The sequence below is a fragment of the Streptococcus atopicus genome (genome assembly GCF_049166725.1).
Classification (GTDB): Bacteria; Bacillota; Bacilli; order Lactobacillales; family Streptococcaceae; genus Streptococcus; species Streptococcus hominis.
In genome coordinates, this window is record NZ_JBMHFC010000006.1 from 34194 (window position 1) to 49891 (window position 15698).

Here is a 15698-nt window from a genome sequence, read left to right on the forward strand (position 1 = left end):
CACACTTTACAAACGTGTAAAGCGTGTTAATATCTAGTTTACACCTTATCTTCAGTTAAATGTCCTTCATGAATTGAGAAAATTTTAATATTAGAAGGCACATTTTGTAGATGTTCTAGAGTTGTTGTTGTCATAAATGTTTGGATATTTTGAGAAATAGTTTCAAGTAAATTAAGTTGACGACTATTGTCAAGTTCACTCATAACATCGTCAAGTAGAAGAATTGGTTTTTCTTTAGTAACAGTTTCCATGAGCTCAATTTCTGCCAGTTTGAGAGATAAAACCACACTTCGATGTTGTCCTTGACTACCAAAATTGGCATTCATGTCATTGATACAAAAAGCAATATCATCTCGATGGGGACCAACTCCAGTATTTTTTTTAAATAAATCTCTACTACGGCTTTGCTTTAATGCAATTTGGAAGGATTCTTTTAACTTATTGGAATCTGAAAGTGGAACAGAAGAGCAGTACTTAATGGTTAAGTTTTCTAAATGACTTGAGAGTTCCAAATGTTTTTGTTGACCAAAGTGCTCTAATTTTTTGAGAAATTCTATCCGATGCTGCATAACACGACAACCAAATTCCACTAGTTGATCATCTAAAACTGCTAAAAAAGTCTCATCTATTGTTTTTGCTGTTTTTAAATAAGTATTTCTTTGTTTTAAAACATGGTGGTAATGTGATAAATCAGATAAATAGATTGGCTTAATTTGCCCCAATTCTATATCAATAAATTTTCGTCTAAGGGCTGGAGCTCCTTTAATCAACTGTAAATCTTCTGGAGCAAATAAAACAACATTCATATTTCCAACATAATCAGATAGTTTGCTTTGTTTTAGATGATTAACCTTTGTAATTCTTCCTTTAGGTGTCAAGTCAATCTCTAAAGAGATTTTTCCAGTTCGCTTGACAAGTTGTCCAGATATTTTTAGGGTGTCTTTGGAGAAATAAATTAAATCTTTGTCTGAACGAGTTCGATGACTTCGTGTCAATGCAAGAAAATAGATAGCTTCCAAGATATTTGTTTTTCCTTGAGCATTTTGGCCTAGAAAAATATTGAGACCAGAATGAAAATCTATTTCAGTTGCTTCATAATTACGAAAATGTTGAATTTGTAACTTTTTTAACCACATATTAAATACCCGGGAAGCGGATAGGAGCCTTTTTATCCGATTTATTGGTTCTCAGACTTGTTGTCGATTTACTTTTTTTGATACTTTTGTTCATTTCTTTTACAAGGGTGGCAACTCGTCTTTTTTCTAAAAGCTCTTTTTCATGCTCCCCCCTTTCCTCTTCATTTGGTGCAGTCAGCAGTATTTCTAATTTTTGATTTGGAAGAGTAATAGTATCGCCAATGCGAATTTTCTTTCCGCGGCGAGTTTCGAGCTCTCCATTAAAATAAACTTGATTTTCTTGAAGAAAACTTTTAATAGCACCACCACTTTGAATGATTCCGACTTCTTTTAATAAAGCTTGTAGAGTGATGTAGTCATCAAATAATTTATATTTCATAATTAACCTCGATCTTTGTTATTATATCATAATTAGATGAAAAGATGATATTAGAATTATCACAATCACACCATTAAGAAAACGTTTTAAGTTGAAAGAATAAAGCTTGAAGGAGAAATTAGGAGTCGTTTCGTGATATAATAGAAGTCAATATTAAAAGAACATGAGGGACACTATGGAGCTGGTTTCTGGAGTAGATCTCCATTTTATAACATCCAAAAAATTTAAAACGAATCGAATAAAAATGAGGTTTTCAGCTCCGATGTCTACGGATACGATAGCGGGGCGCGTGCTGGTTGCAAGTATGCTTGAAACAGCTAATGAAATCTATCCAACTTCGCAGATTTTTCGTGAACGATTAGCAACTCTTTATGGTGCTAACTTTTCAACGGGATTATCACGCAGAGGACTAATACATTACGTGGATTTAAATATCTCTTTTGTTAGCGATGCATTTTTAAGTCGAAAAAATACACTAACAGGAGAGATACTTGATTTTTTAAAGGATAGCTTGTTAAAACCTTTAGCGAATGAAGGAGCTTTTAATCAGGCTGTTTTTGAAATTGAAAAAAAGAATGTACTCAATGATTTAAAAGCTGAAATTGAAGATCATTTTTATCACGCACATCAAGAGCTGAATAAATTATTTTATACAGAAAAGGAAATGCAAACTCCTCGTTTAGCTACGCTAGACTTAGTTGACAAGGAAACATCAGAAAGTAGTTTTGCTATTTTTCAAAAAATGCTTCAAAATGATAAAATTGATATCTTTTTTATGGGTGATTTTAATGAGATTGAAGTCTGTGAACATATAAAAATTTTAGGTTTACAGCCTCGTCAACTTAGTTTACAACTGCATTATCATCAGGAATTTTCGAATGTTTTAAAAGAATCATTGGAGCGAAAAGATGCTCATCAATCTATTGTTGAATTAGGATATCATTTTTCTACTCAATATGGTGATAAGACTCATATCCCTCTTATTGTATTGAACGGACTTTTAGGTGGCTTTGCTCATTCAAAATTATTTGTTAATGTTCGGGAAAAAGAGGGTCTAGCTTATACAATTTCAAGTAGTATTGATATTTTTTCGGGTATGATGCGTATTTATGCTGGAATTGATAGGAAAAATCGAACAAAAACAGTGAGTTTAATTTATCGACAAATTGCAGATTTAAAAAAAGGGCATTTTACTGATGAGGAGTTAAATCAGACCAAAAAAATGCTACGAAATGCGATGCTCCTTTCTTTAGATAGGCAAAATACGTTGATAGAACAAGCTTATATGGCATCTGTTTTGCAGAAAACATTTATGCCAATTGCTGTTTGGCTAAATGCTTTAGAAGCAGTCAGCCGAGAAGATATCATTGTTGCTGCAACACAACTCAGGCTACAAGCGATTTATTTTATGGAAGGAAAATAATGCAAACTTTAAAAATGGAGAGAAAGGATTATCCAGCAGTTGGAGAAGCAGTCTATCAGACTACTTTACGAAATGGTCTAAAAGTATTTCTTTTACCCAAACGAGATTTCAATGAAACTTATGGGATTATGACAGCAAATTTTGGCTCAATTGATACTTCTTTTATTCCGCGTGGTTCTAATCAAGCTGTTCAATACCCTGCAGGAGTTGCACATTTTTTGGAACATAAATTATTTGAGGATGAAAATGGTCAAGATCTTTTACAACAATTCGTTGAATTAGGTGCTGAGAGCAATGCCTTTACAAGTTTTACTAAGACCAGTTATCTTTTTTCGGCGACGGACAATGTTTTAGAAAATGTGAGATTGTTGCAAAGTTTACTAGAAAATGCTTATTTCACAGAAGAATCTGTTCAACGTGAACAGGGAATTATCCAGCAAGAAATTGATATGTACAAAGACAATCCAGATTATTGCCTGTTTTTTCACACTTTAGCAAATCTTTATCCAGACACTCCATTGGCAGAAGATATTGCAGGAAGCGTTGAATCAATCGCGGAAATAACCGTTGAGGATTTGGATGAAAACTTTGAAACCTTTTACCATCCATCTAATATGAGTTTACTGCTGATTGGTAATTTTGACCTAGAAAAGACCATTGCTGTTATTCAGGAGCAACACGAATCTTTGAAGGAGATTGATGAAGAAAGTTTGATTAGATGTTTTCCCCTTGCGTTAAATCCTGTTATTTCTACTGGGAGTGTTCGAATGGAAGTGGCGAGTTCTAAACTTGCAATCGGATTACGTGGAAATCAATCGTTAGCGGAAGTTGATTTATTTCGTTATAAAATTGGTTTAAAACTGCTATTTGCAATGATGTTTGGCTGGACATCTAAAAGATTTCAAACGCTTTATGAGGCTGGAAAAATAGACAACTCATTATCGTTAGAAGTTGAAGTAGAAAAAGATTTTCACTTTGTGATGTTAACAATGGATACTAGTGAGCCAGTTGCTCTGTCTCACCAATTTCGTTCTGCGATTCGTGATTTTGAAAAAGACCCTGATGTAACAGAAGAGCATCTTGATATTATAAAAAGTGAAATGTTTGGTGATTTTTTACATGGACTGAACTCATTAGAATATATTGCTACTCAATACGAAACCTTTTCAGAAGGGGATAATCTATTTGATTTACCAAAAATATTACAGACAATTAGTTTAGTTGATGTGATTGAAATAGGACATCATTTTATTGATTCTTGTGAAATGATTGATTTTACTATTTTTCCAAAATAATTTCATGTTTTGGTGAAATTTGGTAAAATAGTGTTTAATAGAAAGAAGGCTAGTGTGTATGAGAAAGAAAACAATCGGTGAAGTCCTGAGGTTAGCTCGTATTAATCAAGGAATGAGCCTGGAAGATTTACAAAAGAAAACAGATATTCAGTTAGAGCTACTGGAAGCTATGGAAGCTGATGATTTTGATCGTCTTCCCAGTCCCTTCTATGCTCGTTCTTTTCTAAGAAAATATGCTTGGGCTGTTGATTTAGATGAGCGAATTATTCTTGATGCTTATGAAGAAGGAAACATGATTACTTATGATGAAGTGGATGTTGATGAGGAAGAGAATTTTAGAAGTCGAAGAACAAAAAAACAACAAACTTCTTTTTTACCATTATTTTATCTGACGATTCTTGCATTAGCTATTTTATCTTTTGTTAGTTATTATGTTTGGACATACGTTCACCATAACTCATTAACAACCCCTCCTTCATCAAGTTATAGTGTTGTAAACAAACAGACAACTACTTCTTCTAGTTCGACTAGTGAGGCAACTTCTAGTGAATCTTCTGGCAGTTCAAATACAAATTTGACTGTATCAGGAAATGGTAACAACTTGACAGCAACCTTGACAGGTGCAACCACCTCTGTCAATTTAAAACTATCAGTTACTGATGCAACTAGTTGGGTAAGTGTTACAGGTACAGACTTAGAAGGTGGGGCAACATTAAGTCCTGAGAATCAAAGTGTGTCAACTACAATCTCTCCAGGGACCACTTCAACAATTACTCTTGGTGTAGTTCAAGGTGTGACCATTACAATTGATAATCAACAGATTGATACGTCAGGCTTGACAAGTTTGACAGGTACAATTACACTTATAATAAACAATTAAGGAAAAGAAAATGAAAAAAGAAAATATTCCTAATGCTTTAACTTTGTTACGGATTGCTTTAATTCCAATTTTTATTTTAGTACTATCCTTGGGTCACTCTGTTGGAATGCATGTCTTTGCAGCGATTATTTTTGCAGTAGCCAGCATTACAGATTATTTGGATGGATATTTGGCTCGTAAATGGAAGGTTGTAACAAATTTTGGGAAATTTGCTGATCCGATGGCAGATAAGTTATTGGTCATGTCAGCTTTTATTATGTTGATTGAAATGAATATAGCACCTGCTTGGGTTGTTGCAGTTATCATCTGTCGTGAGTTAGCTGTGACAGGTTTGCGGCTATTGTTGGTTGAAACTGGAGGGACAGTCTTAGCTGCTGCTATGCCAGGGAAAATAAAAACATTTACGCAGATGTTTTCCATTATTTTTCTGTTATTGCACTGGACACTGCTAGGACAAGTTTTGCTATATATTGCATTGATTTTTACGATTTATTCGGGTTATGACTACTTCAAAGGAAGTGCCTATCTTTTTAAAGATACATTTAGATAATATGAAAAATATCATTGAAGTTCAGCATTTAAAGTATAAATACGATCATCATGCAGATGATTATATTCTCAAGGATGTGACGTTTCACGTGAAACAAGGAGAGTGGCTGTCTATTGTGGGGCATAATGGCAGTGGCAAGTCTACGACGATTCGTTTAATAGATGGTTTGTTGGAGGCAGAAAGTGGCGAGATTATCATTGATGGAGATAAATTAACTCTTGAAAATGTATGGGAAAAGCGCCAGCATATTGGGATGGTTTTTCAAAATCCGGATAATCAATTTGTGGGGGCGACTGTTGAGGATGATGTTGCCTTTGGTTTGGAAAATCAAGGAATGGATTACCAAATAATGTTTGACAGAGTTCAAGAAGCATTAGACATTGTTGGAATGCAAGATTTTAAAGAGCGTGAACCTGCAAGACTTTCAGGTGGGCAAAAGCAGCGCGTGGCTATTGCTGGTGTGGTTGCTTTGCGTCCTGACATCATTATTTTAGATGAAGCAACTAGTATGTTGGATCCGGAAGGGCGTTTAGAGTTGATCCAGACAGTTAAAAAGATTAAAGATCGACATGGAATGACTGTTATTTCTATCACGCATGATTTGGATGAGGTGGCTCTTAGTGACCGAGTTTTGGTGATGAAGGAAGGTCAGGTGGAATCAACCGGCACACCAAGTGAGCTTTTCTCACGAGCGGATTTAGAAGATTTAGGTTTAGACGAACCTTTTACAAATCAAGTAAAGGAAACTTTGCTGAATTCAGGCTTTCAATTGCCAGAGCGCTATTTAACAGAAAAAGAATTGCAGGATTATTTATGGGAATCACTTTAGAAAATGTAAGTTATACTTATCAAGCAGGCACTCCCTTTGAGGGTCCTGCCCTTTTTGAAGTCAATTTAGAAATAAAAGATGGCTCATATACTGCTTTTGTTGGTCATACAGGTAGTGGAAAATCAACTATTTTACAATTGCTGAATGGGCTTTTAGTCCCGACTGAAGGAAGTGTCGTGATTGATGATGTCAAAATTACTTCCACATCTGTAAATAAAGATATTAAACAAGTACGTAAAAAGGTAGGCCTAGTTTTTCAGTTTGCTGAAAGTCAGATTTTTGATGAGACCGTTTTAAAAGATGTTGCTTTTGGTCCACAAAATTTTGGAGTATCAAAAGAAGATGCTGAACGTTTAGCACGTGAAAAATTAACTCTTGTCGGAATTTCAGAAGAATTATTTGAACGAAGCCCGTTTGAACTGTCTGGGGGACAAATGCGTCGAGTAGCCATAGCTGGTATCCTAGCCATGGAGCCAGATATTCTTGTATTGGATGAGCCAACAGCAGGCTTAGATCCTGCTGGACGAAAAGAATTGATGAGTTTATTTAAACGATTACATGAAGCAGGAATGACCATTGTTTTGGTAACGCATTTGATGGATGATGTCGCTAATTTTGCAGATACGGTTTATGTGATGGAAAAAGGAAGATTAGTCAAAAGCGGAGAGCCTCGGCAAGTTTTTCAAGATGTAGCATTTATGGAAAGTATTCAACTAGGAGTCCCCAAAATTACAAAATTTGTACAAGAATTAAAAAATAGAGGGTTAACTCTTCCGTATTTACCTATCACCATAGAAGAATTTAAGGAGTTACTACATGGATAGTATGATTTTGGGGCGATATGTTTCTGGAAATTCAATCATTCATCGATTAGATCCTCGCAGTAAACTTTTGTCAATATTTTTCTTTATTTTAATTATTTTTTTGGCAAATAATATTGTAACCAATGGACTACTATTCGTCTTTACAATGGTATTAGTTGGACTTTCCAAAATTCCTTTAGGCTTTTTCCTTAAAGGATTAAGATCTATGGTCTTTTTGATTGCTTTTACTACTTTGTTTCAACTACTTTTTACATCTGGTGGCACGACTTTATTTCAATTTGGCTTTATTAGAATTACTGAAGTAGGTCTGGCTCAGGCGGGTATCATTTTTAGTCGTTTTCTTTTAATTATTATATTCTCTACTTTATTGACTTTAACAACAATGCCACTTAGTTTGGCAGACGCAGTTGAATCATTATTGCAGCCTTTAGTAGCATTAAAGGTACCCGTTCATGAAATAGGCTTGATGTTATCAATGAGTTTACGTTTCGTTCCTACTTTGATGGATGATACGACACGGATTATGAATGCTCAAAGGGCGCGTGGGGTTGATTTTGGTGAAGGAAATATTGTTCAAAAAGTAAAATCAATTATTCCGATTTTAATTCCGTTATTTGCTTCTAGCTTTAAACGTGCAGATGCTTTGGCAACTGCTATGGAAGCGAGAGGTTATCAAGGTGGTGTAGGAAGAAGTCGTTATCGTCAATTGAGGTGGAAAAAAGCGGATACCCTTTCTATTTTTATTATGTTTGCCTTAGGTTTGATGTTATTTTTCTTAAAAAGTTAAAAACTTATATTATTGTTAGCTAAAAAACGCCTTGAAGGGCGTTTTTTGCGTATAAAATCAATATTTCTGTAATCTTTGTAATACAATTATAAGATTAGAGTAATATTTTATGTGTAATATAGTATTATACGAAAAAAGGAGAAATTGATATATACATGAATACAAAATCAATGAAATGGACTTTATCAGGACTTTTTACGGCAGTTGCTTTTTTTGCAACGGGAGCTATTGCAAGTGCTGAATCTTATACTGTTAAATCAGGTGACACTTTATCAGAAATCGCTAAAGAAAAAAATACATCAGTTGAAAAAATTGTTGAGCTCAATAAAATTGAAAATCCTGACTTGATTAAAGTTGGGCAAATTTTAGAACTTGATGAAGAGAAAAATTCAGAAGTTTCAACAGAAACTACAACAGAAGAAGCTGTAACTTATGAAGATGTGACATATAACGCACCTGTTGCTTCCACTACCTATTCGCAACCGGCTGCAAACACTTCTTCAAATGTTGTTCTTCCTAATGGAAATACTGCTGGTGCTACGGGATCTTATGCAGCTGCTCGTATGGCAGAATTGACAGGTGTCCCAGCATCAACTTGGGAACATATCATTGCTCGTGAGTCAAACGGACAAGTAAATGCTTATAACCCATCAGGAGCTAGTGGTCTTTTCCAAACAATGCCAGGTTGGGGGTCAACAGCAACAGTAGATGATCAGATTCAATCTGCTTACCGTGCTTATAATGCTCAAGGTCTTTCAGCTTGGAACTATTAAGCAAAATTTTATGATAAATGAGTAAACAAAAAGACGAATCATTGAGTAAAAAATGATTCGTCTTTTTCTATGAGTGATTGGCTTAGCAAACATAGTTGTTTGTTTTAGAATCTTTGATTGTATATTGTAAAGATGGTTTACAATTCATGTAAAGTATTATTTACCAAAGCTGTTAAAATTTTCTGAGGCGAATCTGAGATAAAATCTGCCCCATTGTCAGTTAATTCTTTCTTATTTCCAAATCCCCACAGAACTCCTAAAGTAGCAATTCCGACTGATTTTCCACCAATCATATCAAATTTTGTATCCCCAACAATGATAGATTGCTTAAGATTAGCATGAGAATTATTTAAAGCACGAGTTATAACATCTGCTTTATGATAAGAATTTGGAAGAGAGCCGAAGATACCATTGAAATGTTTATCAATTTCTAGGTATTGTGCCATTTTATGAGCCATTGGTTCATTTTTACTAGTGGTAATATAGACATGGTAATCCGAATGTTCTAATTCTAACAACAGTTCTTTTATACCTTTGTAAAGTTGAGCTTCAAAAACACCATCATTTTTATAGTATTCTCTAAAGAAAGCAATAGCTTGATTGACGTTGGTCTCTGGCACTACAGAAGCGAAACTAACTTCTAAAGGTGGTCCAATGAAAGTATCCAGCTCTTTACTATCAGGGGCTTTGATATTTAGTGAAGTAAATGCGTGCTGGAAAGCATTCTTGATTCCTACAGAACTGTCAACAAGTGTTCCATCTAAATCGAAAAAAATATATTTAAAATTTTGCATAGTCTAAATTCATGTTTACAGAGTTGTAAACTTTTTCCTTTTTTAGAGAAAATTATTCTCCAAAAATTTTTTTGGACAATCTACGACCAGTAGGTGTAGCTGCCAATCCACCTTCAGCAGTCTCACGGAAGGCAGTTGGCATACTTGCTCCAACTTGATACATAGCGTCAATCACTTCGTCAACGGGAATTTTTGATTCAATACCTGCTAAAGCCATATCAGCGGCAATGAAAGCGTAGCTAGCTCCCATAGCATTTCGTTTGACACAGGGAACTTCTACTAATCCTGCAACGGGGTCACAGATTAATCCAAGCATATTCTTAATCACAAAACAAATCGCCTGGCTGGCTTGAAATGGGGTACCACCTGCTGCCAAAACAAGTGCTGCTGAACTCATGGCTGAGGCTGATCCAACTTCTGCTTGACAGCCCCCTTCAGCTCCTGAAATAGAAGCATTATTAGCGATGACTAGACCAAAAGCTCCAGCTGTTAATAAAAAGTCTAGTTGTTGTTTTTCAGTAAGGCTTAATTTTTCGATAGCAGATGTAAGGACAGCGGGTAAACAACCAGCACTTCCTGCTGTCGGTGTTGCACAGACCAACCCCATTTTAGCATTGTATTCATTGACAGCAATAGCATTTTTAGCTGCCGTCAAGACAGTATAGTCCGAAAGAGTTTTTCCTGATTGAATATATTTGTGGAGTTTGGCTGCATCGCCACCTGTTAAACCACTCCGAGATTTACTTTCATCTAATCCCATAACGACAGAAGCTTTCATAACTTCTAGATTTCTAGTCATCAAGCGTAAGACTTCATCTTGTTCACGACCTGTCAGTTCGTATTCAGTAGCAATCATAAGTTCGGCAACACTACCCTGAAAGTCTAAATCTGCTTGCTCCACTAATTCTTTGATTGAATAAAACATAAACTCTCCTATTTAAAGAAATTGACATTATGAAGTTTAGGAATTTTCCTGATTTCCTCAATAGCTCTTTCACAGCTGCGACTGTCAACTTCAATGATCATAATTGCTTTTTCACCTGCTTTTTCTCTTGTGACATTCATCTGTGCGATATTGATGTTATAACGAGAAAGTGCTTCAGTAACATGAGCAATCATTCCAGGTACGTCCTGGTGAACGATAATGATTGTTGGAGTGTTCATGCTGAGTGAAACAGAAAAACCATTTAATTCAGTTACCTGAATATTTCCACCACCAATAGAAATACCAGTAACACTAATCGTTTTGTGGTCGTTTTTTACGGTGATTTTAGCTGTATTTGGGTGTGGAGCATTGCTATCTTTTTGAATAGTCCAGACAATTTTAATCCCTCTTTTATGAGCAATTTCTAGGCTATTTGGAATATCAGAGTCATCTGTATCCATTCCGAGAATCCCAGCTACAAGAGCCAGGTCTGTACCATGTCCCCGATAAGTTTTCGCAAAAGAATTAAATAGTTGGAATTCAACTTCTGTTGGTTCGTCATCAAAGATAGACGATACAATTTTTCCGATACGAACAGCTCCTGCAGTATGACTACTAGATGGACCAATCATAACAGGTCCAATAATATCAAAAACAGATTGAAATTTTAGTGAGTTCATTGTAATTCCTTATAAGTTCATTAGCTTCATTATATCAAAATTCAGTATTTTTTGTTTGATAAAATAGATGTGATATAAATTCTAGACCATCTTTAAGGTCACTTTTCTTATAGTAACCTTAAAGCAAAGAAATATAGGGTGAATTTTAGTCTCTCTTCAATTTGCCTGTAATATTTTTAATGAAAGGTAAAAACAATAGTAATAATTAAGGTATATGATAGTTCTATCACAGAAAAGGAGAATTTAAATGATTTTGAATTTAAAGAATACAAATAAAAAAATGAAAGTAGGTTTAATGAGCTTAGCAGCAACAGCGCTGTTCTTTCTTCCTACACTTGCAAACGCGGATAGTTATACAGTGAAATCTGGAGATACACTTTCAGCTATTGCTGTATCACATAATACAACAGTTGATAAAATTGCTCAGAAGAATAAAATTAGCAATATTCATCTGATTAGTGTTGGGCAGGTATTGGAGTTAGATGACACCGATACAAGTACTGCAACTGCGGAGTCAAGTAATTCTGCAACTACCACATCTGGTCTGAGTGCTGAAGATGCAGCTGCAAAAGAATGGATTGCGCAAAAAGAATCAAGTGGCAGTTATACAGCCCAAAATGGACAATATTATGGTCGTTACCAATTGAGTTTATCTTACTTAAATGGTGACTTGTCAGCAGAAAATCAAGAAAAAGTAGCTGATGCTTATGTAGCAGGTCGTTATGGTTCTTGGTCAGCTGCAAAGACTTTCTGGTTAGCAAATGGCTGGTATTGATGAATACAAAAAATGATTGAGGTTGGGACAAAATGTCTCAACCTTTTTGTGATGAAAGCAAGACTTTAATATAGTAGTTTACGACTAAAAGCACCATTTTCAGACTGTAGATAGAGGCTGAAAGTTGCTCACTAGATTCGCCCTTTTGATAGAATCTCTATTGTTTCATTCACTGATTTAATAGTTTATCCACTGAATTTTTAGTTTACAGTAGTGTAAAGTTATTGATGTCTGGTTATTGAAATTTGTTCTTAAGGTTATTTCGTGTTATAATAAACCTTGCTCTAAGCGACCTTCAATCGTTGAAAGCAAAACACGACCTTCAATCGTGAAATAACGAAAAGATGGGAGAACACTATGAGTGATCATTCTAAAACACGTGTCGTTGTCGGAATGAGTGGCGGTGTGGATTCGTCAGTTACGGCTCTTTTGTTAAAGGAGCAGGGCTATGACGTGATCGGCATTTTCATGAAAAATTGGGACGACACTGACGAAAATGGGGTCTGTACGGCTACAGAGGACTATAAAGACGTAGCAGCTGTGGCAGACCAAATTGGCATTCCCTATTATTCTGTCAACTTTGAAAAAGAGTATTGGGATCGCGTTTTTGAATATTTCTTAGCTGAATATCGAGCTGGTAGAACCCCGAATCCAGATGTCATGTGCAACAAAGAAATTAAGTTCAAAGCTTTTTTGGACTATGCTATGACATTGGGAGCGGATTATGTGGCAACAGGTCACTATGCGCGTGCAAAGCGCGATGAAGACGGAATTGTTCATATGCTGCGAGGAGTGGATAATGGCAAAGACCAGACTTATTTCCTTAGTCAGTTATCACAAGAGCAGCTGCAAAAAACGATGTTCCCGTTGGGACATTTAGAAAAGTCTGAAGTTCGAGCTATTGCAGAGAAAGCAGGATTAGCTACTGCTAAGAAAAAAGATTCAACTGGCATCTGCTTTATTGGTGAGAAAAACTTTAAAGAATTCCTAGGAAACTATTTACCGGCTCAACCTGGTCGCATGATGACAGTTTATGGTCGAGATATGGGTGAACATGCTGGTTTAATGTATTATACAATTGGTCAGCGTGGTGGCCTTGGCATTGGTGGTCAGCATGGCGGGGATAATGAACCTTGGTTTGTAGTGGGTAAGGATCTCAGTCAAAATATTCTTTATGTTGGTCAAGGTTTTTACCATGACAACTTGATGTCAACGAGTCTTGACGCTAGTCAAGTACATTTTACAAGAGAAATGCCAGCTGAGTTTACTATGGAATGTACAGCTAAGTTTCGTTATCGTCAGCCAGATTCTAAGGTTACAGTAACTGTAAAGGGTGACAAGGCAATTGTCAACTTTGCAGAACCTCAACGTGCTATTACACCTGGACAAGCCGTTGTATTTTATGATGAAGAAGAGTGTCTTGGTGGTGGCTTGATTGACAATGCCTATAAAGATGGTAAACTTCAACAGTATATTTAGATTGACATTTTTTAGCAATCTGCTAAAATGGATATAGCAATAACTATGATGGTCAAAGCTCATGGATGTTGCAGGCTTTTTGTCCTGCACTTCTAGAGGTTTGACTTTTTTGGTGAAAAAATAAGGAAAGAAAAGATGACACACAATTTTACTGAAAGTTATGATATTGTCGTAATTGGCGCAGGGCATGCGGGTGTTGAGGCTTCGTTAGCAGCAAGCCGGATGGGCTGTAAAGTTTTGCTTGCGACAATCAATATTGAAATGCTAGCTTTTATGCCTTGTAATCCGTCTATTGGAGGATCTGCTAAGGGGATCGTTGTACGTGAAGTGGATGCTCTAGGTGGAGAGATGGCTAAGAATATAGATAAAACTTATATTCAAATGAAGATGCTCAATACTGGGAAAGGTCCAGCAGTTCGTGCTCTTCGTGCGCAAGCAGATAAGGAACTTTATTCTAAAGAAATGCGCAAGACGGTTCAACATCAAGAAAATCTCACTTTGCGTCAAACTATTATAGATGAGATTCTAGTTGAGAACGGGAAAGTCGTTGGTGTGAAAACAGCCACGCACCAAGAGTTTGCTGCACAGGCAGTTGTCGTAACAACCGGTACAGCTCTGCGTGGAGAAATTATTATTGGAGATTTGAAGTATTCTTCTGGTCCTAATCATAGTTTAGCTGCAATTAACTTAGCAGACAATTTACGTGATTTAGGGTTTGAAATTGGGCGTTTTAAAACAGGGACTCCACCACGTGTGAAAGCCTCTTCTATCAATTATGAAGAAACGGATATTCAGCCTGGAGATGAAAAAGCGAACCACTTTTCCTATACTTCTCACGATGAGGATTACCTCAAAGATCAGATTCCTTGTTGGCTAACTTATACTAATGGAAGAAGTCATGAAATTATTCAAAACAACCTTTACCGTGCACCAATGTTTTCAGGAATGGTGAAAGGTGTAGGACCACGTTACTGCCCGTCAATTGAAGACAAAATTGTTCGTTTTGCAGATAAAGAGCGTCACCAACTTTTCTTGGAGCCAGAAGGGCGAGATACAGAAGAAGTTTATATTCAGGGGTTGTCAACGAGTTTGCCAGAAGATGTTCAAAAAGATTTAGTGCATTCTATTAAAGGACTTGAAAATGCTGAATTGATGCGAACTGGCTATGCGATTGAATACGATATGATTATGCCACATCAGCTTCGCGCCACTCTAGAAACTAAGAAAATCTCAGGTTTGTTTACAGCTGGACAAACGAATGGGACGTCTGGTTATGAAGAAGCAGCGGGACAAGGCATTGTTGCAGGAATCAATTCAGCTCTGAAAGTTCAAGGAAAGCCAGAACTGATTTTGAAACGCAGTGATGGTTATATTGGGGTCATGATTGATGACTTGGTCACCAAGGGAACGGTGGAGCCGTATCGTCTTTTGACAAGCCGTGCTGAATATCGTCTCATTTTACGACACGACAATGCGGATATGCGATTGACTGAAATTGGACGCAGGGTAGGATTGGTTGATGATGAGCGCTGGCTGCGTTTTGAAATTAAGAAGAATCAATATGAAACTGAAATGAAGCGCTTGAGCACTATTAAATTAAAGCCAATTAAAGAAACGAATGAAATGGTTGAAAAATTAGGCTTTAAACCATTGACAGATGCAGTTACAGCGAAAGAATTTTTGCGTCGTCCAGAAGTTTCATATGAAGATGTTATCAATTTTATTGGTCCAGCAGCTGAAGTTTTAGATGAAAAGATTATTGAATTGATTGAGACTGAAGTCAAATATGAAGGCTATATTTCTAAGGCGTTGGATCAGGTTGAGAAGATGAAACGAATGGAAGAAAAACGGATACCAGCAAACATTGACTGGGATGATATTGATTCCATTGCAACAGAAGCTCGTCAGAAATTTAAGAAAATAAACCCAGAAACAATTGGTCAAGCTAGTCGGATTTCAGGTGTCAATCCAGCGGATATTTCGATTTTGATGGTTTATTTGGAAGGTAAATCACGAAGTATCTCAAAAAATCAAGAAAAAGCAAAAAAATAAATGATGAAGATGCTTGTTCACATTTCTGAGCAAGTGTTTTTTCGTCAATAATACTTGACAAAGCTGTAAACTACCAGAGAAATAAAGCTAATTTAATGGGAAAATCAGGTATTCTGT

Annotated in this window: 16 protein-coding genes; 11 read left to right on the forward strand and 5 right to left on the reverse strand. The window is 36.1% G+C overall.

Annotated elements, in window-relative coordinates:
- Positions 1–38: 38 nt before the first annotated feature.
- Positions 39–1136, reverse strand: a complete 1098-nt coding sequence (gene recF, locus ACOMA9_RS05375) for a DNA replication/repair protein RecF (protein WP_330945138.1) — start codon at positions 1134–1136, stop codon at positions 39–41.
- Between the two features lies 1 nt (position 1137).
- Positions 1138–1515, reverse strand: coding sequence for a S4 domain-containing protein YaaA (yaaA, locus tag ACOMA9_RS05380; protein WP_126408092.1), 378 nt, complete (start codon positions 1513–1515; stop codon positions 1138–1140).
- A 175-nt stretch (positions 1516–1690) separates the two neighbouring features.
- On the opposite strand from yaaA, the gene yfmF reads away from it, so the two are divergent.
- From yfmF to ACOMA9_RS05420, 8 genes are all read left to right on the forward strand, one after another.
- Positions 1691–2938, forward strand: coding sequence for an EF-P 5-aminopentanol modification-associated protein YfmF (gene yfmF, locus ACOMA9_RS05385; protein WP_330945139.1), 1248 nt, complete (start codon positions 1691–1693; stop codon positions 2936–2938).
- A complete protein-coding gene (yfmH, locus tag ACOMA9_RS05390; protein WP_247905357.1) occupies positions 2938–4233 on the forward strand; it encodes an EF-P 5-aminopentanol modification-associated protein YfmH in 1296 nt (431 codons plus the stop codon). Before yfmF ends, yfmH begins: the two co-directional genes overlap by 1 nt.
- Before the next feature lie 58 nt (positions 4234–4291).
- The gene (gene rodZ / locus ACOMA9_RS05395; RefSeq protein ID WP_151380472.1) at positions 4292–5113 is read left to right on the forward strand and encodes a cytoskeleton protein RodZ; all 822 of its coding nucleotides are present in this window, start codon (positions 4292–4294) and stop codon (positions 5111–5113) included.
- A gap of 10 nt (positions 5114–5123) precedes the next feature.
- Positions 5124–5663: a CDP-diacylglycerol--glycerol-3-phosphate 3-phosphatidyltransferase gene (gene pgsA / locus ACOMA9_RS05400; RefSeq protein WP_003027883.1), complete on the forward strand. Its 540-nt coding sequence runs from the start codon at positions 5124–5126 to the stop codon at positions 5661–5663.
- Between the two features lies 1 nt (position 5664).
- Positions 5665–6492, forward strand: a complete 828-nt coding sequence (locus ACOMA9_RS05405) for an energy-coupling factor ABC transporter ATP-binding protein (protein WP_247905358.1) — start codon at positions 5665–5667, stop codon at positions 6490–6492.
- Complete coding sequence (locus ACOMA9_RS05410; RefSeq protein WP_247905359.1) at positions 6477–7316, forward strand: energy-coupling factor transporter ATPase; 840 nt, start codon at positions 6477–6479, stop codon at positions 7314–7316. The genes ACOMA9_RS05405 and ACOMA9_RS05410 overlap by 16 nt, the downstream gene beginning before the upstream one ends.
- Positions 7309–8103, forward strand: a complete 795-nt coding sequence (locus tag ACOMA9_RS05415) for an energy-coupling factor transporter transmembrane component T family protein (RefSeq protein WP_151380475.1) — start codon at positions 7309–7311, stop codon at positions 8101–8103. Before ACOMA9_RS05410 ends, ACOMA9_RS05415 begins: the two co-directional genes overlap by 8 nt.
- Positions 8104–8258: 155 nt before the next feature.
- Entirely contained in the window at positions 8259–8876 is a 618-nt protein-coding gene (locus ACOMA9_RS05420; RefSeq protein WP_151380476.1) for a LysM peptidoglycan-binding domain-containing protein, read from the forward strand.
- A gap of 137 nt (positions 8877–9013) precedes the next feature.
- On the opposite strand, the gene ACOMA9_RS05425 is transcribed toward ACOMA9_RS05420, so the two are convergent.
- Genes ACOMA9_RS05425 through sdaAB form a run of 3 tightly spaced genes read right to left on the reverse strand, consistent with a single transcriptional unit; the run spans position 9014 to position 11275 of the window.
- Positions 9014–9670, reverse strand: coding sequence for an HAD hydrolase-like protein (locus tag ACOMA9_RS05425; protein ID WP_106083188.1), 657 nt, complete (start codon positions 9668–9670; stop codon positions 9014–9016).
- Between the two features lie 52 nt (positions 9671–9722).
- On the reverse strand, positions 9723–10595 hold the full coding sequence (gene sdaAA, locus ACOMA9_RS05430) for an L-serine ammonia-lyase, iron-sulfur-dependent, subunit alpha (RefSeq protein ID WP_106083189.1): 873 nt from the start codon (positions 10593–10595) through the stop codon (positions 9723–9725).
- Between the two features lie 8 nt (positions 10596–10603).
- Positions 10604–11275 carry an L-serine ammonia-lyase, iron-sulfur-dependent subunit beta gene (gene sdaAB / locus ACOMA9_RS05435; protein WP_106083190.1) on the reverse strand — a complete coding sequence of 224 codons (672 nt, stop codon included), beginning with the start codon at positions 11273–11275 and terminating at the stop codon, positions 10604–10606.
- A gap of 247 nt (positions 11276–11522) precedes the next feature.
- Here sdaAB and apf point away from each other — a divergent pair, with 247 nt between their 5' ends.
- From apf to mnmG, 3 genes are all read left to right on the forward strand, one after another.
- Positions 11523–12050: an aggregation-promoting factor gene (gene apf, locus ACOMA9_RS05440; RefSeq protein WP_106083191.1), complete on the forward strand. Its 528-nt coding sequence runs from the start codon at positions 11523–11525 to the stop codon at positions 12048–12050.
- A 333-nt stretch (positions 12051–12383) separates the two neighbouring features.
- On the forward strand, positions 12384–13529 hold the full coding sequence (gene mnmA / locus ACOMA9_RS05445; RefSeq protein WP_275655902.1) for a tRNA 2-thiouridine(34) synthase MnmA: 1146 nt from the start codon (positions 12384–12386) through the stop codon (positions 13527–13529).
- A 135-nt stretch (positions 13530–13664) separates the two neighbouring features.
- Positions 13665–15581, forward strand: a complete 1917-nt coding sequence (gene mnmG / locus ACOMA9_RS05450; RefSeq protein ID WP_003027872.1) for a tRNA uridine-5-carboxymethylaminomethyl(34) synthesis enzyme MnmG — start codon at positions 13665–13667, stop codon at positions 15579–15581.
- Positions 15582–15698: the final 117 nt, after the last annotated feature.